A 22,651-nucleotide genomic window follows, 5' to 3' on the forward strand; every position below is an offset into this window, starting at 1 on the left:
GCAGGGGACGCTGCAAGTACGTCCATGTAAGCTCGGTCGCCGCATCCATGCGGCTCACGCCCCTGCCACCGGACCCGCCCCGCCTACGACAGTTTTCCGCGATCTGTCGGAACGGCGTTCTGCTTTGGTGGGTGCCGACCGTTGGTCGGCACGAGCTCTGATTCTGTTTTGAATTTCGATATCTGACAGATGTGCCGACCAACGGTCGGCACCCACCGTCAGCCGCGTGAACCTGTCGGGTGGGGCGGTGTGGGTGGGCAGGACCGTTGGCGCCATGGATGGCGCCATCGAGCCCCCATGGGTGAGGGCGCTTTGATTGCGAAGCACACCTTCGCAAGCGCCCGAGCGCGCAGCCGCCAGCGGCTGGGCCGGACCGCGGAGCGGGGTTCACGGCGTGTCCTGCCCACCCACACCGCCCCGCCCAACCAGCAGAACGCCAGAGCCGCTTTTGACGTTGCCGTTGCATTGAGCAGGTGCAGGGCGCAGCCCTGCCGAACCCCTCCTGCGGTAGGGTGGGCCGATGCCGCGCTGCAGCTTGGCGTCGCCGCATATTTGATTACACTTGAAACTTGTTTGCCCACGACTCCGGACACCCACCCATGAAGCTTGGTTCTTTGAAGGAAGGCGGCCGCGACGGCACCTTGATCGTCGTCTCGCGTGACCTGCGCCACGGCGTGCGCGCCACCGGCATTGCCGCCACCCTGCAGCAGGCCCTGGAGGACTGGAGCCACATCGCACCGCGCCTGAACGCCCTGTACGAATCGCTCAACGCCGGCGACGCCGATGGCGTGTTCGACCTCGATCCACAGGCGCTGGCCGCGCCGATGCCGCGTGCCTACGAATTCGTCGATGGTAGCGCCTACCTGCCGCATGTCGAGCGCGTGCGCCGCGCCCGTGGCGCCGAGGTGCCGGAGAGCTTCTATACCGACCCCCTGATGTACCAGGCCACCAGCGCCGGCTTCCATGGCCCGCGCGACGCGGTCAAGGTGGTCAGCGAGGACTACGGCATCGACCTGGAAGCAGAAATCGTGGTGATCACCGACGACGTGCCGATGGCGGCCACGCCGGAACAGGCCGCTGGCCACATCCAGCTGGTCGGCCTGGTCAACGATGTCTCGCTGCGCAACCTGATTCCCGGCGAACTGGCCAAGGGCTTCGGCTTCCTGCAGTCCAAGCCGCGCTCGGCGCTGTCGCCGGTGTTCGTCACCCCCGACGAGCTGGGCGCTGCGTGGCAGGACAGCAAGGTGCACCTGCCGCTGCTGACCCACATCAACGGTCAGTGGTTCGGTGCGCCGGAAGCGGGCGTGGACATGCAGTTCAATTTCGCCCAGCTGGTCGCGCATGCGGCCAAGACCCGTCCGTTGGGCGCCGGCACCATCGTCGGTTCCGGCACCATTGCCAACGAGGACACCAGCAAGGGCGCATCGTGCTTCGCCGAGCAGCGTGTGGTCGAAACCCTGCGTGATGGCAAGCCGAGCACGCCGTTCATGTCGTTCGGTGACGTGGTCCGCATCGAGATGCTCGATGCCGCCGGCAACAGCATCTTCGGTGCGATCGAGCAGCGCATCGAACAGGCGACCAGGCCCTGAGCAGGGAGGCGGCGATGGAGATCCCGGTCGACGACGGCATCGTGCTGTACACCTACTGGCGATCCAGCGCCGCCTACCGCGTGCGCATCGGCCTCGAGCTGAAGGGCCTGGCCTGGGAGGCGCGGCCGGTGCACTTGGTGCGCGAGGGCGGCGAACAACACCTGGACGCCTATCGCACGCTCAATCCGCAGCAACTGGTGCCCACCCTGCTGCACGAGGGGCACGCGCTCACCCAGTCGCTGGCGATCCTTGAGTACCTGGATGAGCGCTTCCCGCACGTGCCGCTGCTGCCGGCCGACGCCGCTGGCCGCGCGCGGGTTCGGGCGCTGGCCCAGCTGGTGGCCTGCGACATCCACCCGATCAACAACCTGCGGGTGATGCAGTACCTGGAGCGCACCCTGCAGCTGCCGGCCGATGCCCGCACGCAATGGACCCTGCACTGGATCGCCGAGGGCTTCGCTGCGATGGAAGCCCTGCTGGCCAACAGCACGGACACCGGCACCTTCTGCCACGGCGACCGCCCCGGGCTGGCCGACATCTGCCTGCTGCCGCAGCTGTACAACGCGCATCGCTTCGGCCTGGATCTGGCGCCGTACCCGACCCTGCGCCGCATCGAGGCCGCCTGCCAAGCGCTGGACGCCTTCGACCGCGCGCGCCCGGAAAACCAGCTCGACGCCGCCTGATGGAAAAAGGGGACGGAGGGGATTAAGTCGCAAATGCACAAACGACTTAATCCCCTCCGTCCCCTTTTTGCTGCAATCGGGCCAGATCATTGCGGAACAGCCGGTAGGCATCCTCGCGGCGCGCATCGTCGGTCTGCCGCAGCACCCATGCCGGGTGCACCGTGGCATAGCCGCGTGTGCCGTCCTCGAGGGTGTGCCAGCGTCCGCGGTCGCGTGAGAAGTCGAAATCACGCCCAAACACCGACTTTGCCGCTGTCGCGCCCAGGCATACGATCACCTGTGGTCGGACGCGCGCGATCTCGCCCATCAGCCAGGGGCGGCAGGCCTGGATATGGCGGCTTTCCGGTCGTTTGTGCAGCCGTACCTTGCCGCGCCGTTCATGGTGAAAGTGTTTCACCGCGTTGGTGAGGTACAGCGTCGCGCGATCGATTCCCAGTTCAGCCAGCGCACGGTCGAGCAACCGGCCGGCAGGGCCCGCGAACGGTTGTCCGCGCAGGTCCTCGCTATCGCCAGGCTGTTCCCCGACCAGCATCACCTCGGCGCTTGCCGGCCCCTGCCCGAACACGGTCTGCGTGGCCTGCTCCCAAAGCGGGCACTGGCGGCAGGCACTGGCCTGTCCACGCAGATTCTCCAGGCTGCTGGCATCGGTGGTCGATGGCACAGCGCTTGCACTCAGGGGAATCCTGCGCTGCGGTGCCTGCGCCGGCCGGTCATGCATTTCCTGCACACGATCGGCCGCATCGCGCACCAGGCGCGGCAACAGTTGTGCCTCGGGCAGGTGGCGCCAGTACTTGGCCGGCATCTCCTGCATCATCATCCGCGTGTTGAGCCGGGCCGGATTGAAGATGCTGGCGTAGTAGGTCTGCCACAGCGCTTCGCGTGCGTCCTCGGCCGGGGCATCCTCGCGCCGTGCGCCGGGACCGAAGGCAAGTGCCTGCCCATCCCAGGCGACGCTGCGCGAAGGAGTGAGGATGGCCCAGTGCATGCCGGTGAAGCGGCGCGCGAAGAACGGCGCGATCCGGTCGACAATGTGGTGTTGCGGCTCGAACCAGGCGATGAATGCATCAGGCTGGCCAGGCACCTCGCGGAAGCGCACGAATGCCTTCATCTTGTGCGTGTCACGGCGGACGGCCTGGGCCATGGCCATGGCCCGCAGTACGTCGGCATCGGCGGGGTTCGACAGCACCGAGCGTTCGCCATGGGTGATGCGCCACAGCAACCTGTACAGCAGGGCCATGCGTTGCACATCGCGATGACACAGGCAGGTGGCCGCCAGTTCCAGGAAGTCGCGCGGTACATTCGGTGCGCCAGCATCGGCCAGCATGGGCGCCGAGCTGACCGCGGGCGCGTCCAGCAGTGATGCGTGGCTGCCCTCCAGCCAGTCCAGCTGTTCCGGCGCGACGCCGCGCAGCAGGGCATCACGCGCACCATTGCGCCAGGCCTCCAGCGACCATGGCGGATCCACCCGCAGCGACCAGCGCTGCGCGTCAGGCTGCGGACGGGGCATCGAACAGCGAACCCTGGCGCGGCGGCGGGGCCAGTTGCGCGCGCAACGCCGCCGGATCGTCCAGCGCCCTGCGCGGATGGTGGTCGGCCAGCAGCACGAAGGGCAGCAGCTTGCTCATCGGCGCCTTCAGGCGTGCCACGTCGGCAACCCGCAGGCGACCGTGGCGGCGTGCCATCAGCACCCGTTTCACGTTGCGCACGCCCAGCCCGGGTACGCGAAGCAGCATTTCCTTCGGCGCGCGGTTGAGGTCCACGGGGAAGCGTTCGGGGTGGCGGATCGCCCAGGCCATCTTCGGGTCGATGTCCAGATCGAGCATGCCGGCCTGGGTGGTATCGGTGATCTCCTCCACCTCATATCCGTAGAAGCGCAGCAACCAATCGGCCTGGTAGAGGCGGTGTTCGCGCTGCAGCGGCGGCGGTTGCAGGGGTAGCTTCCGGCTGGCGTCCGGAATCGGGCTGAACGCGGAGTAATAGACGCGGCGCATCCGGTAGTTGCCGTACAGCGCATCGGCGCTGGCCAGGATCTGCTGGTCGCTGGCGCCATCAGCGCCGACGATCATCTGCGTACTCTGCCCGGCAGGGGCAAAGCGCGGAGGGCGCGGGCGCGCGCTGCGGCTGGCTGTCGGAGCCACCGCCGCGGGGGCCTTGCGTGCCTCCTTGGCTTCCTCGATGCGCCAGCGCAGCTCGCCCATCGCACCGCGGATCGAATGCACGGTCTTCTCAGGTGCCAGCGCGCTCAGGCCAGCTTCGGTGGGCAGTTCCACATTGATCGACAGGCGGTCGGCATAGCGCCCGGCACCGGCCAGCAGTTCCGGCGAGGCCTCGGGAATGGTCTTGAGGTGGATGTACCCCGCAAAGCGGTGTTCTTCGCGCAGGCGCCGGGCCACCTCCACCATCTGCTCCATGGTGTAGTCCGCGTTGCGGATGATGCCGCTGGAAAGGAACAGGCCCTCGATGTAGTTGCGCTTGTAGAAGTCCAGGGTCAGCGCGACCACCTCATCCACGCTGAAGCGCGCACGGGCCACGTTGCTGGACACGCGGTTCACGCAGTAGGCGCAGTCGTAGACACAGAAGTTGGTCAGCAGGATCTTCAGCAGCGATACGCAGCGGCCATCCGGCGTATAGCTGTGGCAGATGCCCATGCCTTCGGTGCTGCCGATGCCGCCACTGGCGCGCGAATCGCGCTTGCCCGAGCCGCTGGAGGCGCAGGAGGCGTCGTATTTGGCGGCGTCGGCCAGGATGGCCAGCTTGCGGATGGTTTCCATTGCGGAAACCTACGGATGAGGGGTCTCAATGGATGAGACCGCCCCTGAACGCTTCAGAAAAAGGGGACGGAGGGGATTACGTCGTAAGTGCATATACGACTTAATCCCCTCCGTCCCCTTTTTCGTGCACTCAGAACCCGTGAGTGATGCTTGGCTGCCCGGCCGAGAAATCCGCGTACGGGTCGTGCTCGCCGCTGCTGCCCTCGGACAGCCGGAACTTCAGCGCCAGGCCATCGCGCGAGTCGGCCGCGCGCAGCGCTTCCTCCTGCTCGATCGTGCCGGCCTTGGCCAGCCGGAACAGGCACTGGTCGAAGCTCTCCATGCCTTCCTCCAGCGAGGCCTCCATCGCCGCCTTGATCTCGTGCACCTGGCCGCGACGCAGCAGGTCGCGGATCATCGGCGTGTTGATCAGCACCTCGGTGGCCGGCAGGCGACGGCCTTCCTTGTTCTTCACCAGGCGCTGGCTGATCACCGCTCGCAGGTTCAGCGCCAGGTTCATCAGCACGTTCTTGTGCGCGCTTTCCGGGAAGAAGTTGAGGATGCGCTCGATGGTCTGGTCGGCGTTGTTGGAGTGGAGGGTGGCCAGGCACAGGTGGCCGGTTTCGGCGAAGGCGATCGCCGCCTCCATCGTTTCCGCATCCAGGATCTCGCCGATCAGGATCACGTCCGGCGCTTCACGCATCGCGTTCTTCAGCGCGTTGTGGAAGGCATGTGTATCCAGCCCGACCTCGCGCTGGTTGACGATCGACATCTTGTGCTTGTGCAGGTACTCGATCGGATCCTCGATGGTGAGGATGTGACCGGTGGTGGTGCTGTTGCGATGGTCGATCATCGACGCCAGCGAGGTGGACTTGCCCGAACCGGTGGACCCCACCACCAGCACCAGCCCGCGCGGGGTCATGATGACGTCCTTCAGCACCTGCGGCAGGTTCAGCTCCTCGATGCTCGGGATGCGGCTGCGGATGGCGCGGATGACCATGCCGACCTCGCCCCGCTGCTTGAACACGTTGACGCGGAAGCGCCCGGCATCGGGCAGGGCGATGGCCATGTTGAGCTCCAGCTCGCGCTCGAACTGCGGCACCTGGCCTTCGTCCATCAGCGAGTAGGCGATTTTCTTGACCATGCCCGGTGGCAGGCCGGTGTTGCCCAGCGGATAGAGCTTCCCCTCGATCTTGATGTAGACCGGTGCCCCGGTGGTCAAAAACATGTCCGAAGCGTTCTTTTCGGTCATCAGCTTCAGGAAGTAGCCGATATCCATTGCGAATTTTCCCCAACGAAACGGCCGACGCCCGTTGCCAGCACGGTGTCGGCTTGACGACAATGGCCGTGAACCGACAACCGGTACGGCCTCCCCAATGAAACGACTTAGCTTCGCACGAATGCGCCATGGCCTGTATGTGATGGCGTTTGCATTCGCACTGTCTGCCCCCGCCTGGGCGCAGGACGGCGCACTGGAACTGGCCCAGGCCCGGCAGGCGGTCGACAAGGCCACCCAGGCCGATGCCGACCAGTACGCTCCGGACCTGATCGGGTTGGCCCGGCAGGGGTTGGAGCAGGCGCAGCGCGCCGCTGGCGACCGCCGCGAGCGCAAGAACGCCCCGGCGATGGCCCTGCGCGCCGCCGCCGATGCCGACCTGGCCCGCGCCCGCAGCGAGGAAGCCACCGTCACCGCGCAGCTGCAGCTGCGCCGCAACGAGGTCAACCAGCTGCAACGCCAGCTGTCGACCGGGGAGGACCGCCGGTGAAGCCGATGACCGCCGCAACCCTGGCTGCGCTGCTGGCGCTGCCGCCCCTGGCCGTGGCCGCTGACAACCCGTTGGTGGCGCAGCTGAGCCAGCGCCTGATGGCCATCCAGGCCAATCCCGACACCGCTGAGCTGGGCGCCTTCGAGCGCATGCAGGCCCAGCAGGCCATCGCCACCCTGGACAACGCCAAGCGCCGTGACCAGGAGCTGGCCACTTACCTGGCCGAGCGCCGGGTGGAGATCGCCGAGACTGCCGTGCGTACCGCACTGGCCGCGCGCGAGGTCGACCGCCTGGAGCGCACCCGCAGCGACCTGCTGATCGAGGCCAGCCGCCGCGATGCCGCACGTGCCCGCCAGGAAGCCGAGCAGCTCAGGATGCAGGCGCAGATGCAGGCCGAGGAGGCCGAGCGCCTCCGCCAGGCCGCCGAGGCCGAAACCCTGGCCCGCCAGGACGCCGAGAACGCCCTGACCAGCGTGGCCGGCAAGCAGCAGCAGCGCCTCAGCGCCGCCCAGCAGAACGCCGCCAAGCTGGCCCGGGAGGAAGCCGAGCTGGTGTCCGGGCAGAAGCTGCCGGGTTCGAAGTTCGATGGCCGTGGCGAAGTCTTCACCTTCAATGGCGACGCGTTCGCCGCAGGCGCCTCCAGCCTGTCCGGTGGAGCCCGCAACCAGGCCAAGGCGCTGGCCGAGTATCTGAACATCGGCAAGAAGGGCCGCCTGCGCATCGAGGCCTATGACAGCGCCAACGGGGTCGGTCAGAAGCGTGCCGAAGCGCTGCGCGACGCCCTCGTTGCAGCCGGTGTCGCCAGCAACCGCATCCAGGTCAGCGGCAAGAAGGCGGCCTCCACCCGGGCGCGCTCGGCCGAGGTCATCATCGCCCCGTAATGCATTGATATTGTTTGTTTTTCGTTGTGATGAGCATTCAGCCTGAACCCCGCCCCGGCGGGGTTCGGTCTTTTTGACGCAGGGGTCTTGTACCCCGCCTTGAGCAGGCGTAGGGTCAATCGTCCGGGACGCAATGCCGCGGACCGGACGATGGGAGGGCCGGGCCGATGCAAGCAGGGCGCGAACCGCAGCAGATCGACGTGCGCAGGCCAGTGCCGCAGGTCGTTGCAGGCGTCCAGGTGGCCATCGACCGGCGCTCCTCCATGAACAACGCCCCGTGCCTTGCGGCCGGGGCGTTCGTGTATCTGTCGAAGGAGGTCCATCATGTTTGAAGATCAGCCCCAGAGCGAGATCGACGCCCGTCGCGCGCGTGATCCGGAGTTCAGGGCACTCCATGACCAGCACCGCAAGTTGAACAAGAAGTGCATGGACGCGGAGTTGGGTGTACTCCCGATCGATGATGTCACCCTGGGTCGCATGAAGCGCGAGAAGCTGCTGGCCAAGCAACGACTTCTGCGAATGTACGAAACACCGCTCCCCACGACGTCCCCCACGCTTTGACGCACCCCGTCACGCCCGGAACGGCGTGACCCGGCCATCGATGGCCCCGCCGGGCGCTCCAGCCCCGGCATCGCGGCACCGCCGATGAGGCGGCCGCGCCAAGGCACCACAGGCGGTGGTGCCTTGGCCTGCAGGCACAACTCACCGATGCGGGCGGTACCGGTCTCCTCGTCGATCCGGGGCCGTCCGCATCCCTTTTTGGGGCAGGTGGGTGGCATGCCCGTACCGACCTGACATTCAGCGCCATCCGTCGGATAATCATCGGTCCGGCCCTGCGTGGCGCGAATCGAAAGTCCTCCGAATGCCCATCCATTCTTCCGTCCTCGAACTCATCGGCCAGACCCCGATCGTCAAGGCCCAGCGCCTGGACACCGGCGTCTGCGAGCTGTACCTGAAGCTCGAGAGCGCCAACCCGGGCGGATCGATCAAGGATCGCATCGGCCTGTCGATGATCGAGGCGGCGGAGCAGCGGGGCGACCTGAAGCCGGGCGCGACCCTGGTCGAGGGTACCGCCGGCAACACCGGCCTGGGCCTGGCGCTGGTTGCACAGCAGAAAGGCTACAAGCTGATCCTCGTCGTTCCCGACAAGATGAGCCGGGAAAAGATCTTCAACCTGAAGGCGATGGGCGCCGAAGTGCGCCTGACCCGTTCGGACGTCGCCAAGGGTCATCCGGAGTACTACCAGGACCTGGCCAAGACCATCGCCGAGCAGACCCCGGGCGCCTACTTCATCAACCAGTTCGGCAACCCGGACAACCCGGCCGCGCATGAATTCGGCACCGGCCCGGAAATCCTCGAGCAGATGGGCGGCGACCTCGATGCCATCGTGTTCGGCTGCGGCAGCTCCGGCACCATGACCGGCCTGTCACGCGCCTTCGCCAAGCTGTCGCCGAAGACCGAACTGGTGCTGGCCGATCCGGTCGGCTCGATCCTGGCCGAGTACATCAACGACGGCAATCTCAACGACAAGTCGGGCAGCTGGCTGGTGGAAGGCATCGGCGAGGACTTCCTGCCGTCGATTTCCGATTTCAGCCGCGTCAAGAAGGCTTATGCCATCAGCGATGCCGAGAGCTTCCACACCGCGCGCGAGCTGCTGGGCAAGGAAGGCATCCTGGGCGGTTCGTCCACCGGCACCCTGCTGGCCGCCGGCCTGAAATACTGCCGCGAGCAGACCACGCCGAAGAAGGTGCTGGTGCTGGTGCCGGACACCGGCAACAAGTACCTGTCGAAGATGTACAACGACTACTGGATGCTGGACAACGGTTTCCTGCAGCGCCCGCAGCACGGCGACCTGCGCGACCTGATCCTGCGCCCGTATGGCCAGCGCGACACCGTGGTGATCGGCCCGAACGACCTGCTGACCACCGCCTACCAGCGCATGAAGCTGTACGACGTGTCGCAGCTGCCGGTGATGGAGGGTGAGCAGCTGGTCGGCATCGTCGACGAAAGCGACGTGCTGCTGCACGTCTATGGCGACGAAGCGCGCTTCCGCGACCCGGTGGCCACCGCGATGGTCAGCAAGCTGGACCGGCTGGACGTGAAGTCGCCGATCGAGGCCCTGCTGCCGGTGTTCGACCGCGGCCAGGTGGCGATCGTGATGGACGGGGACGCCTTCCTCGGCCTGATCACCCGCATCGACCTGCTGAATTATCTGCGCCGGCGCGTTCAGTAAGGCGTTTATCGCCGCAGATCGCTGCTGAATCCCGGTTTATCCGCGTCAAAGCTCGTTAAGGCCGCGCTGATAGACTCCCGCTCCTTCGACGGCGCCGGTCATCGGCGCCAATCAGGAAACGACATGTCCAACGCTTCTTCCCCGGACCGCGCGCTGGCCTTGGCCACGCTGGCCATCCACGGCGGCCAGTCGCCCGACCCCAGCACCGGCGCGGTGATGCCGCCGATCTACGCCACCTCGACCTATGCCCAGTCCAGCCCGGGCGAGCACCAGGGCTTCGAGTACTCGCGTACCCACAACCCGACCCGCTTTGCCTATGAGCGCTGCGTGGCCTCGCTGGAAGGCGGCACCCGCGGCTTCGCCTTCGCCTCGGGCATGGCGGCCAGCTCCACCGTGATCGAGTTGCTGGACGCCGGCAGCCACGTGGTGGCGATGGATGACATCTACGGCGGCAGCTTCCGACTGTTCGAGCGCGTGCGTCGCCGCACCGCCGGGCTGGACTTCAGCTTCGTCGACCTGACCGATCTGGCGGCGTTTGAAGCCTCCATCACGCCGAAGACGAAGATGGTGTGGATCGAGACCCCGACCAACCCGATGCTGAAGATCGTCGACATCGGCGCGGTCGCCGCCATCGCCAAGCGCCATGGCCTGATCGTGGTGGTGGACAACACCTTCGCCTCGCCGATGCTGCAGCGTCCGCTGGAACTGGGCGCGGACCTGGTCCTGCATTCGGCCACCAAGTACCTCAATGGCCACTCGGACATGGTCGGCGGCATGGTCGTGGTCGGCGACAACGCCGAACTGGCCGAGCAGATGGCCTTCCTGCAGAACTCGGTGGGTGGTGTGCAGGGTCCGTTCGACAGCTTCCTGGCCCTGCGTGGCCTGAAGACCCTGCCGCTGCGCATGAAGGCGCACTGCGCCAACGCGCTGGCGCTGGCCCAGTGGCTGGAAAAGCACCCGGCGGTGGAGAAGGTGATCTACCCGGGCCTGGCCTCGCACCCGCAGCATGAGCTGGCCGGCAAGCAGATGGCCGGCTACGGCGGCATCGTCTCGATCGTGCTGAAGGGCGGTTTCGAGGCGGCCAAGCGCTTCTGCGAGAAGACCGAACTTTTCACCCTGGCCGAATCGCTGGGCGGGGTGGAAAGCCTGGTCAACCACCCGGCGGTGATGACCCATGCCTCGATTCCGGTGGCGCGCCGGGAGCAGTTGGGGATCAGCGATGCGCTGGTAAGGCTGAGCGTGGGTGTGGAGGAGCTGGGGGATCTGCAGGTGGATCTGGAGAGGGCACTGGCGTGATGCACGATATCTTCTTGACTATGCAGGGTGGGTGCCGGTGATGAGTGGGCGTATTGGAAAGCTGCTGCACACAGTGGTATTGGGTCCGTGGGCACAGCTGTGGCGGAACAAGGCATTCACCCTCTCACTGATCAGGCGTGAAATCGAAGGTCGGTACCGCGGGGCATACGGCGGCTTGCTCTGGTACATCATCAACAATCTGATGTTGTTGACCATCTACAGCTTCGTGTTCGGGACAATCTTCAAGGCCCGCTGGAACATCCCCGGAGCGGAGGGCAATTTCTCTGTGCCTCTGTTCCTCGGCATGATCATGTTCAATGTGTTTGCCGAGTGCATCTCGCGGGCGCCCATTTCCATTACGGGCAATGCGAACTATGTAAAGCGGGTGGTGTTTCCACTGGAAGTTCTCTCTGTAGTGAATATGGGCGCGGCGCTGTTCAACTTTGCAGTCGGTGTTGTTGTGCTGGCATGCCTGGCCTTTGCGTTGGGCGCACACATCCACTGGCAGATTGTCTGGCTTCCCGTCCTGCTGCTGCCCGTGGTGTTGCTCGTGCTGGGACTTTCATGGTTCCTGGCGGCCATAGGCGTTTATGTGCGGGACGTCACCCATATCGTCGGTTTCGTAGTTATCAGTACGATGTTCATGTCACCGATTTTCTTCCCGGGCAGCGCATTCCCGGAAAAGTTCAAGTCGTGGATGCTGGCCAATCCGATGACGTTCCCGATCGAAGCCGGACGGGCCGCTGCGCTGCAGGGGCAGACTCCCGATCTGTTGATGCTGGGTATCATGACCCTAGCCGGTCTGATCATTGCTCATATGGGTTACACCGTGTTCCAGGCCACCAGAAAGGGGTTTGCCGATGTCCTTTGATAGCGCCTTCGAGCACGATCCCGCACATGAGATCAAGCGCATCATTCCCCCGGAAGAAGTGGTGATTGCCGCTCATGATGTAGGCAAGGCCTACGCCATGTATGGGAAACCCTCCGACCGGTTGAAAGAGATGTTCATGCCGCCCCTCAGGCGTGTGCTTGGCATGCGCGAGGTGCCCTACCACCGCGAGTTCTGGGCGCTGCGCGGTCTGTCCTTTGAAGTGGGCAGAGGGGAGACCGTTGGCATCATCGGCCGCAATGGCTCAGGCAAATCCACGCTTCTCCAGCTCATCTGCGGCACTCTCCAGCCAACTGAAGGCACCGTCCTCACCAAGGGGCGTGTCGCAGCGCTGCTGGAGTTGGGAGCTGGCTTCAATCCGGAATTCACCGGGCGCGAGAACCTTCTGCTCAATGGCCAGGTGCTGGGGCTGACAAGGAGCGAGATCGATCAGCGATTCGAAGACATCGTCGCCTTTGCCGATATCGGCGAGTTCCTTGATCAGCCGGTGAAGACCTACTCCAGCGGCATGTATGTCCGACTCGGCTTTTCTGTTGCCATTCACACCAGCCCGGAGCTGCTGATCATTGACGAAGCGTTGGCGGTGGGCGATGCCAAGTTCAACGCCAAGTGCATGGCACGGATCAAGAAGCTCCGCGAATCAGGCTTGTCGATCCTGTTTGTTTCCCATGACGTCGGTGCGGTCCGCTCGCTGTGCGATCGCAGCATCTGGCTGGACAAGGGGCGCCCGCGCATGTCCGGTTCGGTGTTTGCGGTCACCGCGCAGTACATGCAGAACCTGTTCGAGGAAGACTCGGCGCGTCTCGAGCAAGAGCGGGAAGAGGCTGTTGCAACGGCAAACCAAGAAATCGCGGACGACAAGGCCCAGGAGCAGTTGCGCGCGCGCAAGCCGGTCAATCATTGGGGCAGCCATGTCGGCTCGCTTCTTGCGGTGGAGACTGAAGCCGTCGATGGCCAGCGCCGCAACATGTTTTTCACCGGCGAGAAGCTGTGCATCCGCATCAAGGCGAAGATTCCGGCATCGGCCAATCGAGAGTGCCTCAGCATGGCGTTCTCGCTGAAAGACATGGCTGGCAGCGATCTGGTGGTTGGCACCACATGGGATTCGCCGCGCCTGCGCCTGGATGTCCGGGGCGATACGGTCGAGGTCGCATTTACCTTGGACTGCAACCTGCGAGAAGGTGACTACGTGCTCGTGGCCGCCCTGGAGGATCGCTCGTCGGATAGTATCCAGTACTTCGAATACATCGAGGGTGCGCAATACCTGAAAGTATTCATGAAGGAGTTCCGCTACGGCACCTTCATCGTGCCGATCGAGAAGAAGGTGCTTTGACTCCATGAAGTCCACGGGAAGTTCCATATGACAACCAGCGATATCAATGGGCAGGACTACTGGGAGTCCCGATTCCAGCGCGATTGGATCCAGAACGAGGGCCAGAGGCAGAGCCAGTTCTTTGGAATGGTGGCTTGCCGCCTGTTTCCGGCCTGGTTCGTGGAGGACGTAAAGCGCAACAGCCTGGAACTGTGTGACTGGGGTTGCGCCATGGGTGATGGCACGCAGGTGATCAAGTCCGAACTGGGCTTGGAACGTGTCGCGGGTCTGGACTTCTCCGTATCGGCCATCGAACAGGCTCGCCGGAACTATCCGGATATCGCCTTCGCCACCGATGACCTCCTGGCAGAAGGAGTCGATCTCGAATTCGACGTGATCTTCTCGTCCAATACGCTTGAACATTTCCACGCGCCGTGGGACACCGCAGCGACTCTGACCGCTCACGCGCGCCAGTACTTCGTCATGCTAGTGCCGTTCCAGGAGCCGCTGGAGGAGCGTCACGAGGAGCATTTCTACAGCTTCCACTGGCACAACCTTCGCCGCGAACTTCCAAATGACTTCCGTTTGGTGCATGCAGGTGTGATCGATGTTGGCCTTCTGCCGGACCCGCAGTACAGCGGCAAGCAGTTGCTGGCCATCTATGCGTCCAAGGCGCCGCTTCAGCGCGTCATGCCCGAGCTGATTGCGCACGGACAGGATCTGCTGGGCCGATATGGTCAAGTGCATGATCGCCTTGTTGCCGTGGACGCTGAGCTGGAGGTCACGATTCTCCAGCGCAATGAACTTGGTTCACGGTTGGAGCAGGCCAGGCAGCAATGTGACGATCTGAGTGCGAGGCTGGAGGATGCGCTGCGCTTGGGCGATGCGACCCGCAGAGAGGTGGAGCGGCTTGCGGCAGAGCAGTCCCGGCAGCAGGGCCTCATCACCGAGCTGGAACAGGGACGTAATGATTTGCAGCACCGCGTGCTTGACGTGGAGACGCAGCTGCGCACCACCCAGATCGCTGAGCAACAGGCCTCCTTGCGAGCTGAGGCTGGCGAGAAAAGGCACTCTGAAGCGGAGAAGGCATTGCAGGCGCTGAAGGCCGAGAACGAAGTCATTGCACGCCGCCTTGAGGAGGTCTATTCCTCCCATTCATGGCGACTGACTGCGCCGTTCCGCTCGATACGCCGCCTTTTCTGACGTCCATCAAGAAAATTCAAAGGAACCTCAATAGATGGCCAAGAAGCGCCAATTAACCATCGTTTCGCCTTATCCGGCGAATGATCGATACATGGACGGCTGGATGAGTCGGATCAAGACCATCGACGGCGTGTTTGAGGAGTATTCCAGAACATACATCGATTTCCAGGAGTGGTACCCGGCCGCGCAGGAGCCAGAACTGGTGCACGCGGACGAGCGGGTCACCGCTTATCGGGTCAACCCGCACTGCAAGGCACATTCCGATTTCGTAGCCCGCATCTTCGACGCGGCAGACTTCGTATACATCCACACCATGCATCAATGCGAGTACATGCTGCCGCATTTTGATGCGTCCAAGATGTACGTGGACATTCACGGCGTGGTTCCCGAAGAGGAGCTCATGCTCGGCTCACCGGAGCGCTCCCGGATGTTCTCCGAGATCGAGCAGCAGGTAATTGGAAAACTCAAGCATGCGTCGGTGGTCACGCTGGCGATGAAAGAGCACTATTTGGCCAAGTACCCCGAGGCCGCAGGCATCGATTTCATCCACGTGCCGGTGTTCGACTTTGGCTCGCTCGGCCAGTCCGCAGAACGCGTTGCGGCTTCGCGCATCGTTCGTCGACAGGCGTCCAGGCCCACCGCGGTCTACGCCGGCGGTGCTCAGATCTGGCAAAGGGTGGACGAAATGGCTGATATCATGGCGGCTGCGAAGTTCTGCAACTACGAGATCTATTCCCATGACGTGGAGGCATTCGCACCGAAGCTCTCCAGTCGCGGAATCCCTGTGGAAGTTTTCAAGGGGTATGCCAGCAAAGAAAAGCTGGAACAGGTTTACAGTTACTCGAACTTCGGTTTTGCTCTTCGTGAGGCATGCACGGTCAATCGTGTGGCTTCTCCTACGAAGCTGTGCGACTACTTTGCATACGGCGTACTCCCGATCGTTGACTTCCACCTCATCGGTGATTTCGACGCTTATGGCTATGCCTATGTCGACCATGCTGACTTCCGAAGTGGTTACATTCCCGATCTCCAGACGCAGGACTGGATGGTCGACAGGAATCTTGGATGCTTGGAAACGATGTATTCGGACTTCAAGAAGGGGATTACAGCAGTCAGGGATCTGGTGGAAACGGTATGAATCCAATCATCGGCAACAATCAGGCAGCGCATCTGGTGGACCTTTCCGCCATGCTCGACGCAGTATTTGATTGGGCATCAGGGCAGCTGGATGGTTCGGTTCTGGGCTACAGCACCGACCTCATGGGCAACGATCTGACCCGCCTAGTCTCGCAGTCGGCCCGCCGCATTGGCTGGCTGCCTTCCTCCGGGCCAGAGAGGCTGGACATCGCACTTATTGACGGTGCCGAGTCGGGTGCTTCGTCGGAGGTCGCGGCGCAGCCTGCTGCAAGCCGACTGCATCTGTTCTTCGCGTTTTCCGGCTTGCTCGATAGCCAATCCGACGAGTTGCTCGCTGGTTACTCACATATGTTCAAGAGCGAGATGGTGGCGGCGACCTGCCTGCAGGCGGCGGAGGGCGCAGCGGTGGTGCTGGCCGTGATCACGTCGTCGCGCGTGGCGCCGTCAGCGGAGGCGTGGTGGGGTTTTGCCGATGCGCTCAACGCATTTGGGTCCTACAAGCTTTCAGACATGTCACGCAAGCTGCATTCCGCATCGGCAGGTCTGAGGCATGCTGCGGTGTTGGCCGACGAGATGGTCAACGAGATCTCGATGTTGACGGCCGAACGTACCCGCGATCGGCACTCGTTGTGGCGGATCGCCCACAACCTGCGCCAGGAAATCTTGGAGCATCGCATTCGCAAGGCCGCGCGGGCTGTAATTACGCCTCGCGAAGGCTACTTCCGTAGCACGGCGGGCCGTCTGCTCAAGACTGCCGGCATGATGCAGGCCAGTACCCATGGCGACATCAGTGTGCTGCAGTCGCTGGCGGTGAGCGCGGTGCGCACCCGATGTGCACTGCTGATTGCCGAAGACCATACTTTTGGTGGTCTTGAACAGTGGGTTTGCGATTTCGCACGTCACCTGCGCATCAAGAACTTCGTGCCTTACCTGATTGTTCTCGGCTCGCCTTCGCTCGACAGTCGTATCGCCCAGCAGTTCCCCGGCGAAGTCGTCTACTTGGATGGACAGTCGGCTCAGCTGGGCGAAGTGGTAGCGCGGGGACGCTTTGAGTCGCTGGTGGTTAGCCACGCCTATGACGGACTGCACACGATCGGGCAGGGCTGCCGGGTGGTCGAAGTCCTGCACAACATCTATTTCTGGCAACTGGAAGATAGTTCGCTGGCAAGGGAGCGGGCCCGGGTTGACGAATACATTGCAGTTTCCAGCGAGGTGGCGGAGTACGCTTGCCTCTACCAGAATCTCGAACGTTCCAAAGTAGTGACCGTGCCGCATGGGTTGAATGTCGTTGACCTGTACCGGCCGCCGGCCGACTACATGCGTGCTGTACGTCAGCAGCGCGACGTGTTCAGGATACTGTTCGTCGGTAATCTCTACCCCCAGAAGAACATCATCTGCCTGCTAGAAGCATTTGCGCGGCTGCGGAAGGATGCTCCGAATGTGCAACTGCGCATCGCCGGGGCGCTTGCTGAATCCGGAAACGCGTCGCGCGTGGAAGAGACAATCCGTCGGCTGGGCCTGTCCGGTTCGGTGGAGCTGCTTGGCTCGCTCAAGCGTCGTGATCTGAGCCGTGAATATGCCCACGCGCATGTGTTCGTGCTGCCATCGCTGTTCGAAGGATATGGCCTTGTGAACCTGGAAGCAGCGCACTTCGGTCTGCCGTTGGTGCTTTCCAATACCGGTTGTGCGGCGGAATTGTCTGCACGTACTCGGGCATGTCGCGTCGTACCGATCGCCATCGCGCACGACAGGCTCAGCCACAAGGAGGTTTCGGGTCGCAGCCACACGCCTGCGGAGCAGGACGTGGCGGCTCTCCATGCCGAGCTGTCCTATGTGATGCAGAACTATCAAGAGCTGATGGAAGCCGGCCTGACGATGGTGGGAGAGCCGCCCTTCAGTACGCTCCAGCAGGCCGGCGAAGCCATGCTGGACGTTGTTGCGCGCCCGGCCTGAGGTAGGGACTGCGATCACATGACCAAGGTGGATGAAGCGGCGGGGATCTATGGCAATGGCAAGGAGGCGCTGCGCATCCTTGTCTGTGCCCACGACTTCCATCCGATTCAGTCACCGCAGTCCATCCGGGTCACCCAGTTGGTCAGCGAACTGGCCAACCGGGGGCACGACGTCCAAGTCATGACCCGGACGAGGGGGGCGGGCGCGGCATGGACCGATAATCCGTTGGGGATCCAGGTTCATCGCACATCTCCGGGGGGAATGGAGTCGATCATCGATGCTGCCTCTCGCGTGAAGCGCCGACTACGCCCCACCAAGGCCAGTACCGGGCACTTCGCTCCTTCCATGCCCACGACGACAAGCGAGGGGCTGAACTGGAAAGGGCGTACGGTCGCGTGGCTGCGATCAATGCTGGACGCTGGTGTGTTCCCTGATGGCCGCTCGCGTTGGGTCCGTGGTGCCATCCGCCGTGGTCGCGCTCTGCTGCGTAGTTGGTCGCCCCACGTGATCATAGGCTCCCATGAGCCCGCCGCTGGCCTGATGGTTGCATCTAGCCTGTCGCGGATATCGGGAATTCCATTCATCGCCGAGCTTGGCGATCCGGTGCTGACGTCCTATACGCCGCAGCGCTGGAAAAATGCTTCACTGGAGCTTGAACGACAGGTATGTCGAGGTGCGGCCGAGATCGTCGTCACTTCAGAGGCGACTGCATCGTTGCTGCATGCACGGCACGGGCCTTTGATTGCCCCATGTAGCGTGATACCACAGGGATTTCCAGCGGCGGTGAGTGGGATGCCGGATGTCGTTCGCGCCTCCGGCGGCATGGCGATGGTATACACCGGGCGCTTCTATCCCTTCCGGGACCCGATGCCATTGGTCCGCGCTGTGCTGGCGACGCCCGGTTGCACGCTGACCATCGCCGGTCCGGGCCTGCCACCCGAGCTCGCAGCAGCACGCGAGATGCATCCGGACGTTCTGCGGTTCGTCGGAAGTCTCAGTCATGCCCAGTCCCTGGAACTGCAACGTGGCGCGGATGTACTGATCAACATCGGTAATGCCGGTATGACCCAGATACCGGGAAAGCTGCTGGAATACTTGGGGTCTGGGCGGCCGGTACTTCACCTGCAGCCCGACGCTACGGATCCCGCGGCGGCGATTATTCGAAAGGAAAACTGTGGTTTTGTCGCCCCGCTTGATGAGGCGGCGATCGCGGCGCTTCTGCGTGAGCTGGGAGAGCGGAAGCAGCAGGGGCAGCTCGACGCCGGGCTGCGCCTGGGTCCGGAGGCCTTTTTCGAGTATCGCTGGGACCGGTTGGCAGTGCGACTGGAAGCGGTTTGCCGCAGAGCGATCGGATCAGGACAACGGCAGGCCTAGTCCGCCGTTGTCCGCGACGGTATCAGGCAGGCATTGCCTGGCCCCGGATCAGCGCAGCAATCCGGGTCGCAGCCAGGCCATCGCCGTAAGGATTGTGGGCGCGCGCCATTGACTGGTAGGAAACCTCATCATCCAGCAGGCGGGAAGCCTCCGCCACGATCCTGCCAGCATCGGTGCCAACCAGTAGTACGGTACCTGCGTCCACTGCTTCCGGGCGCTCGGTGGTATCGCGCATCACCAGCACCGGCTTACCCAGCGACGGTGCTTCTTCCTGAACGCCGCCGGAGTCGGTGATGATGAGCGTCGCCTGGGTCATCAGGTACACGAATGGCAGGTAGTCCTGCGGCTCGATCAGCACGACGCCTGGTGCGTCGGCGAGGATGCGATTGACCGGCCCTTGCACGTTGGGATTGAGATGGACCGGATAGACGATCTGGGTATCACCGCGCGCAGCGAGGGCCTTCAGTGCTTCGCAGATGCTCTCGAAGCCGCTCCCGAAGTTCTCGCGGCGATGGCCGGTCACAAGCACCAGCCGCTTGGAAGCATCAAGGAACGGGAAGCGCTCGCGCATCGATTCAGTCAGAGTCGCATCGTGCTTGAGCTTATCGGCGACGCTGAGCAGGGCATCGATCACGGTGTTGCCGGTGACGTGGACATCGTCGCTCGAGGTGCCTTCGGCCAGCAGATTGTCCCGCGAGCGGGTAGTCGGCGCGAAGTGCAGGCGGGTCAGTGGCCCGGTCAGGCGGCGATTGGCCTCTTCAGGCCACGGCGCATAGATGTCGCCGGTACGCAGCCCAGCTTCCACATGGCCCACGGCAACGCGGTTGTAGAACGCAGCCAGCGCACTGGCCAGCGTGGTGCTGGTATCACCATGCACCAGCACGAGGTCCGGCTTGTGCTCGGCGATGACGGCGGTCATGCCGGTCAGGATCTTGGCGAACAGGCCTGCCAGCGTCTGGCCAGGTTCCATCACGTTGAGGTCGACATCCGGCGTGATGCCGAACAGGTCCATGACCTGATCGAGCATCTGTCGATGTTGCGCGGTAACCGCAACAATCGTCTCGATTTCAGGCTGGGCCTTCAGGGCTTCCACCACCGGAGCCATCTTGATCGCTTCCGGACGGGTGCCGAAAACGACCATTACCTTCTTGTAGGGAATACTCACGATTACCTGCTTGAGTTCAAGGGGACCATGCCGCTGACCGAGGCCAGCGGCAGATGCACGTCAAAGTACTTTTTCCAGCTCCGGCAGGATCGCGAACAGATCCCCCACCAGACCGATATCGGCAATCTCGAAGATCGGCGAATCCGCATCCTTGTTGATCGCCACGATCGTGCCGGCGTCCTTGATGCCGGTCAGATGCTGGATCGCGCCGCTGATGCCCACCGCCACGTACAGTTCCGGCGCGATGATCTTGCCGGTCTGGCCGACCTGCAGGTCGCTGGGCACGTAGCCGGCGTCGACTGCGGCACGCGAGGCGCCGACGGCGGCACCGAGCTTGTCGGCCAGCTGGAAGATGACCTTGAAGTTCTCTTCCGAACCGACACCACGGCCACCGGAGACCACGCGCTTGGCGCTCTGCAGATCAGGGCGGTCGCTGGCACCGGCGGCCAGGCCGATGAAGCGGGTGTGGGTGGGCAGGGCGGCGTCGACGCTGGCCGCTTCGATGGCGGCGCTGCCGCCCTGGGCCGCTTCCGGCCACGAGGCGGCACGCACGGTGGCGACCACGATCTGGTCGGCCGGGGCTTCCACGGTGATGATCGCGTTGCCGGCGTAGATCGGGCGCTTGAAGGTGTGGCTGCCTTCAACGCTCATCAGGTCGGAGACCTGGTTGACGCCGAGCAGGGCGGCCACGCACGGCATCAGGTCCTTGCCGAAGGTGGTGGACGGGCCGAAGACGTGGGTGTAGCCCTTGGCCAGCTGCGCGATCTGCGGCGCCAGCACCTGGGCGATGGGCTGCGCGTTGGCGGCGTTGGCCACGGTCAGGACCTTGGCGACGCCGCTGATCTTCGCTGCCTCGGCGGCGACGGCAGCCGGATCGGCGGCCAGCACCAGCACGTCGATGCTGGCACCGCTGATGGCAGCGGCGGCGCTGACGGTCTTGGCGGTGGCGGCGTTGAGCTTGCCGTCGTGGTGCTCGGCGATGACGAGAATCTTGCTCATTACAGCAGCCCCTTCTGCTTGAGTGCGGCAACCAGTTCGGCCGCGTCCTTGACCATCACACCCTTGCTGCGCTTGGACGGCGCGGCGTACTGGGTGGTCTTGAAGGTGTCGGCGGCTTCAACGCCGAGGTCGGCCAGCTGCAGGGTCTCCAGCGGCTTGGCCTTGGCCTTCATGATGTCCGGCAGCTTGATGAAGCGCGGTTCGTTCAGGCGCAGGTCGGTGGTGACCACGGCCGGCAGGTCCACTTCCAGCGTTTCCAGGCCGGCGTCGACTTCGCGGGTGACCGTGGCCTTGCCGTCGGCAATGTCCAGCTTGCTGGCGAAGGTCGCCTGCGGCCGGCCCCACAGCGTGGCCAGCATCTGGCCGGTCTGGTTGGCGTCGTCGTCGATCGCCTGCTTGCCGAGGATCACCAGGTCCGGCTGTTCCTTCTCGATCAGCTTGAGCAGGGTGCGCGCGGCGGTCAGCGGCTGGATGGCCTGGTCGGTAACCACATGGACGGCGCGGTTGGCGCCCATGGCCAGGCCGTTGCGCAGGTGCGCCTGGGCATCGGTCGGAGCAATGGTGGCGACCACGACTTCGCTGGCGATGCCCTTGTCGCGCAGGCGCAGGGCCTCTTCCAGGGCGATTTCATCGAAGGGGTTGGGGGACAGCTTGACGCCGTCGGTGACCACGCCGGAACCGTCCGGCTTGACCTGAATGCGGACGTTGTAGTCCACCACGCGCTTGTACGCGACGAGGATTTTCATCTGGTACGGGGTCCTTCACTAAACAGGGAGAACATCCGGTCTTGGAACAGCAACCGGTTCGGGGGTGGGAACCCGATTCTAGCTGGCTTGGGGTGGCCATGCGAATGCGTATGGTCGGCGTGGTCCGGAGTAGCGGTAGTGTCAAATCCAGGCCGCTCGATCCTGGTGCCCGGTTCCTCGCGGCCGCCGCCGGCGAACAAGCCGTTCACGCGGAGCACCGGGCTGCCTGAATCCGTGCAAGCGCGGCATCAGCTCCGGGTGACGAGCAGGACGCCGAGGCAGATCAGGCCGACGCCGGCGAGCTTCATTGCGCTGAGCGGCTCGCGAAAGAAGAAGTACGCGGCAGCGACAACAATCACATAGCCAATGCTGTTGAAGGGATAGGCGAAGCTGACCTGCACCTTGGACAGGACGTACATCCAGAGCAGGAGGCTTGCCGCGAAGCACGAAAGTCCTGAAAACACCCAGGGATTGAACGCGATCCTAATGCCGCTTGCTGCCAGCGGCATCAAGCCTTGTCCCGTCACCAGCACCATTCCAGGCATGCCTTGGCGAAGCAGGAGCTGGGCAGCAGCATTGAGTGCAACCGAAAGCAGGATGATCGGGACGTAGGCTAGGTACATGCGTCGATTCCGGTGAGGGTCGGGTTGAGTAGGGCGCGGTGGACGGCTTTCC

General features: G+C 63.8%; 20 protein-coding genes. 13 read left to right on the forward strand and 7 right to left on the reverse strand.

The window, feature by feature from the left end:
• The first annotated feature begins 599 nt into the window (after positions 1–599).
• Together V3B30_RS22245 and maiA are read left to right on the forward strand one after the other, a co-directional pair.
• Positions 600–1,589 (forward strand): fumarylacetoacetate hydrolase family protein, encoded by a 990-nt coding sequence (locus V3B30_RS22245; RefSeq protein WP_100471188.1) that lies wholly within the window; start codon positions 600–602, stop codon positions 1,587–1,589.
• Positions 1,590–1,603: 14 nt separating this feature from the next.
• A complete protein-coding gene (gene maiA / locus V3B30_RS22250) occupies positions 1,604–2,272 on the forward strand; it encodes a maleylacetoacetate isomerase (RefSeq protein ID WP_262083041.1) in 669 nt (222 codons plus the stop codon).
• A 46-nt stretch (positions 2,273–2,318) separates the two neighbouring features.
• Here the strand turns inward: maiA and V3B30_RS22255 are convergent, their stop codons facing one another.
• The 3 genes from V3B30_RS22255 to V3B30_RS22265 all read right to left on the reverse strand — a co-directional run bounded on the left by V3B30_RS22255 (position 2,319) and on the right by V3B30_RS22265 (position 6,301).
• Positions 2,319–3,779, reverse strand: coding sequence for a UdgX family uracil-DNA binding protein (locus V3B30_RS22255; protein WP_262083042.1), 1,461 nt, complete (start codon positions 3,777–3,779; stop codon positions 2,319–2,321).
• Positions 3,760–5,043, reverse strand: a complete 1,284-nt coding sequence (locus V3B30_RS22260) for a putative DNA modification/repair radical SAM protein (protein ID WP_262083043.1) — start codon at positions 5,041–5,043, stop codon at positions 3,760–3,762. Before V3B30_RS22260 ends, V3B30_RS22255 begins: the two co-directional genes overlap by 20 nt.
• Positions 5,044–5,173: 130 nt before the next feature.
• The gene (locus V3B30_RS22265; protein ID WP_100471192.1) at positions 5,174–6,301 is read right to left on the reverse strand and encodes a PilT/PilU family type 4a pilus ATPase; all 1,128 of its coding nucleotides are present in this window, start codon (positions 6,299–6,301) and stop codon (positions 5,174–5,176) included.
• 121 nt (positions 6,302–6,422) lie between these two features.
• Between V3B30_RS22265 and V3B30_RS22270 the strand changes: the two genes are divergently transcribed.
• The 11 genes from V3B30_RS22270 (at position 6,423) to V3B30_RS22320 (ending at position 19,066) form a co-directional block, all read left to right on the forward strand.
• Positions 6,423–6,788, forward strand: a complete 366-nt coding sequence (locus V3B30_RS22270) for a DUF4398 domain-containing protein (protein ID WP_100471193.1) — start codon at positions 6,423–6,425, stop codon at positions 6,786–6,788.
• Entirely contained in the window at positions 6,785–7,669 is an 885-nt protein-coding gene (locus V3B30_RS22275) for a hypothetical protein (protein ID WP_262083044.1), read from the forward strand. The genes V3B30_RS22270 and V3B30_RS22275 overlap by 4 nt, the downstream gene beginning before the upstream one ends.
• Before the next feature lie 324 nt (positions 7,670–7,993).
• Positions 7,994–8,230: a YdcH family protein gene (locus V3B30_RS22280; RefSeq protein ID WP_005407964.1), complete on the forward strand. Its 237-nt coding sequence runs from the start codon at positions 7,994–7,996 to the stop codon at positions 8,228–8,230.
• Positions 8,231–8,531: 301 nt separating this feature from the next.
• Positions 8,532–9,902, forward strand: a complete 1,371-nt coding sequence (locus tag V3B30_RS22285) for a pyridoxal-phosphate dependent enzyme (protein ID WP_262083045.1) — start codon at positions 8,532–8,534, stop codon at positions 9,900–9,902.
• Positions 9,903–10,025: 123 nt separating this feature from the next.
• On the forward strand, positions 10,026–11,198 hold the full coding sequence (locus V3B30_RS22290) for a cystathionine gamma-synthase (RefSeq protein WP_262083046.1): 1,173 nt from the start codon (positions 10,026–10,028) through the stop codon (positions 11,196–11,198).
• A gap of 40 nt (positions 11,199–11,238) precedes the next feature.
• Complete coding sequence (locus V3B30_RS22295) at positions 11,239–12,069, forward strand: ABC transporter permease (RefSeq protein WP_262083047.1); 831 nt, start codon at positions 11,239–11,241, stop codon at positions 12,067–12,069.
• Positions 12,059–13,420, forward strand: coding sequence for an ABC transporter ATP-binding protein (locus V3B30_RS22300; protein WP_262083048.1), 1,362 nt, complete (start codon positions 12,059–12,061; stop codon positions 13,418–13,420). The genes V3B30_RS22295 and V3B30_RS22300 overlap by 11 nt, the downstream gene beginning before the upstream one ends.
• 27 nt (positions 13,421–13,447) lie before the next feature.
• Entirely contained in the window at positions 13,448–14,602 is a 1,155-nt protein-coding gene (locus V3B30_RS22305; RefSeq protein WP_262083049.1) for a methyltransferase domain-containing protein, read from the forward strand.
• Positions 14,603–14,636: 34 nt separating this feature from the next.
• Complete coding sequence (locus V3B30_RS22310) at positions 14,637–15,740, forward strand: hypothetical protein (protein WP_262083050.1); 1,104 nt, start codon at positions 14,637–14,639, stop codon at positions 15,738–15,740.
• A complete protein-coding gene (locus V3B30_RS22315) occupies positions 15,737–17,692 on the forward strand; it encodes a glycosyltransferase family 4 protein (protein ID WP_262083051.1) in 1,956 nt (651 codons plus the stop codon). Before V3B30_RS22310 ends, V3B30_RS22315 begins: the two co-directional genes overlap by 4 nt.
• Positions 17,693–17,710: 18 nt before the next feature.
• A complete protein-coding gene (locus V3B30_RS22320) occupies positions 17,711–19,066 on the forward strand; it encodes a glycosyltransferase (RefSeq protein ID WP_262083052.1) in 1,356 nt (451 codons plus the stop codon).
• 22 nt (positions 19,067–19,088) lie between these two features.
• On the opposite strand, the gene wecB is transcribed toward V3B30_RS22320, so the two are convergent.
• From wecB to V3B30_RS22340, 4 genes are all read right to left on the reverse strand, one after another.
• Positions 19,089–20,231 carry a UDP-N-acetylglucosamine 2-epimerase (non-hydrolyzing) gene (gene wecB / locus V3B30_RS22325; protein WP_315973583.1) on the reverse strand — a complete coding sequence of 381 codons (1,143 nt, stop codon included), beginning with the start codon at positions 20,229–20,231 and terminating at the stop codon, positions 19,089–19,091.
• 60 nt (positions 20,232–20,291) lie between these two features.
• Positions 20,292–21,230, reverse strand: coding sequence for an electron transfer flavoprotein subunit alpha/FixB family protein (locus V3B30_RS22330; RefSeq protein ID WP_262083053.1), 939 nt, complete (start codon positions 21,228–21,230; stop codon positions 20,292–20,294).
• Positions 21,230–21,976, reverse strand: a complete 747-nt coding sequence (locus tag V3B30_RS22335; protein WP_262083054.1) for an electron transfer flavoprotein subunit beta/FixA family protein — start codon at positions 21,974–21,976, stop codon at positions 21,230–21,232. Before V3B30_RS22335 ends, V3B30_RS22330 begins: the two co-directional genes overlap by 1 nt.
• Before the next feature lie 248 nt (positions 21,977–22,224).
• Positions 22,225–22,599, reverse strand: a complete 375-nt coding sequence (locus V3B30_RS22340) for an SMR family transporter (RefSeq protein WP_262083055.1) — start codon at positions 22,597–22,599, stop codon at positions 22,225–22,227.
• Between the last annotated feature and the right edge of the window lie 52 nt (positions 22,600–22,651).

Source organism: Stenotrophomonas sp. SMYL41 (assembly GCF_036319965.1).
GTDB classification, from domain to species: Bacteria; Pseudomonadota; Gammaproteobacteria; order Xanthomonadales; family Xanthomonadaceae; genus Stenotrophomonas; species Stenotrophomonas maltophilia_R.

What these genes read in the sequence shown, in the direction of transcription:
- V3B30_RS22245 (WP_100471188.1), top strand. Translation starts at nt 600, where the DNA reads ATGAAGCTTGGTTCTTTGAAGGAAGGCGGCCGCGACGGCACCTTGATC.
- maiA (WP_262083041.1), top strand. Translation starts at nt 1,604, where the DNA reads ATGGAGATCCCGGTCGACGACGGCATCGTGCTGTACACCTACTGGCGA.
- V3B30_RS22255 (WP_262083042.1), bottom strand. Translation starts at nt 3,779, where the DNA reads ATGCCCCGTCCGCAGCCTGACGCGCAGCGCTGGTCGCTGCGGGTGGAT.
- V3B30_RS22260 (WP_262083043.1), bottom strand. Translation starts at nt 5,043, where the DNA reads ATGGAAACCATCCGCAAGCTGGCCATCCTGGCCGACGCCGCCAAATAC.
- V3B30_RS22265 (WP_100471192.1), bottom strand. Translation starts at nt 6,301, where the DNA reads ATGGATATCGGCTACTTCCTGAAGCTGATGACCGAAAAGAACGCTTCG.
- V3B30_RS22270 (WP_100471193.1), top strand. Translation starts at nt 6,423, where the DNA reads ATGCGCCATGGCCTGTATGTGATGGCGTTTGCATTCGCACTGTCTGCC.
- V3B30_RS22280 (WP_005407964.1), top strand. Translation starts at nt 7,994, where the DNA reads ATGTTTGAAGATCAGCCCCAGAGCGAGATCGACGCCCGTCGCGCGCGT.
- V3B30_RS22285 (WP_262083045.1), top strand. Translation starts at nt 8,532, where the DNA reads ATGCCCATCCATTCTTCCGTCCTCGAACTCATCGGCCAGACCCCGATC.
- V3B30_RS22290 (WP_262083046.1), top strand. Translation starts at nt 10,026, where the DNA reads ATGTCCAACGCTTCTTCCCCGGACCGCGCGCTGGCCTTGGCCACGCTG.
- V3B30_RS22295 (WP_262083047.1), top strand. Translation starts at nt 11,239, where the DNA reads ATGAGTGGGCGTATTGGAAAGCTGCTGCACACAGTGGTATTGGGTCCG.
- V3B30_RS22300 (WP_262083048.1), top strand. Translation starts at nt 12,059, where the DNA reads ATGTCCTTTGATAGCGCCTTCGAGCACGATCCCGCACATGAGATCAAG.
- V3B30_RS22305 (WP_262083049.1), top strand. Translation starts at nt 13,448, where the DNA reads ATGACAACCAGCGATATCAATGGGCAGGACTACTGGGAGTCCCGATTC.
- V3B30_RS22310 (WP_262083050.1), top strand. Translation starts at nt 14,637, where the DNA reads ATGGCCAAGAAGCGCCAATTAACCATCGTTTCGCCTTATCCGGCGAAT.
- V3B30_RS22315 (WP_262083051.1), top strand. Translation starts at nt 15,737, where the DNA reads ATGAATCCAATCATCGGCAACAATCAGGCAGCGCATCTGGTGGACCTT.
- V3B30_RS22320 (WP_262083052.1), top strand. Translation starts at nt 17,711, where the DNA reads ATGACCAAGGTGGATGAAGCGGCGGGGATCTATGGCAATGGCAAGGAG.
- V3B30_RS22330 (WP_262083053.1), bottom strand. Translation starts at nt 21,230, where the DNA reads ATGAGCAAGATTCTCGTCATCGCCGAGCACCACGACGGCAAGCTCAAC.
- V3B30_RS22335 (WP_262083054.1), bottom strand. Translation starts at nt 21,976, where the DNA reads ATGAAAATCCTCGTCGCGTACAAGCGCGTGGTGGACTACAACGTCCGC.
- V3B30_RS22340 (WP_262083055.1), bottom strand. Translation starts at nt 22,599, where the DNA reads ATGTACCTAGCCTACGTCCCGATCATCCTGCTTTCGGTTGCACTCAAT.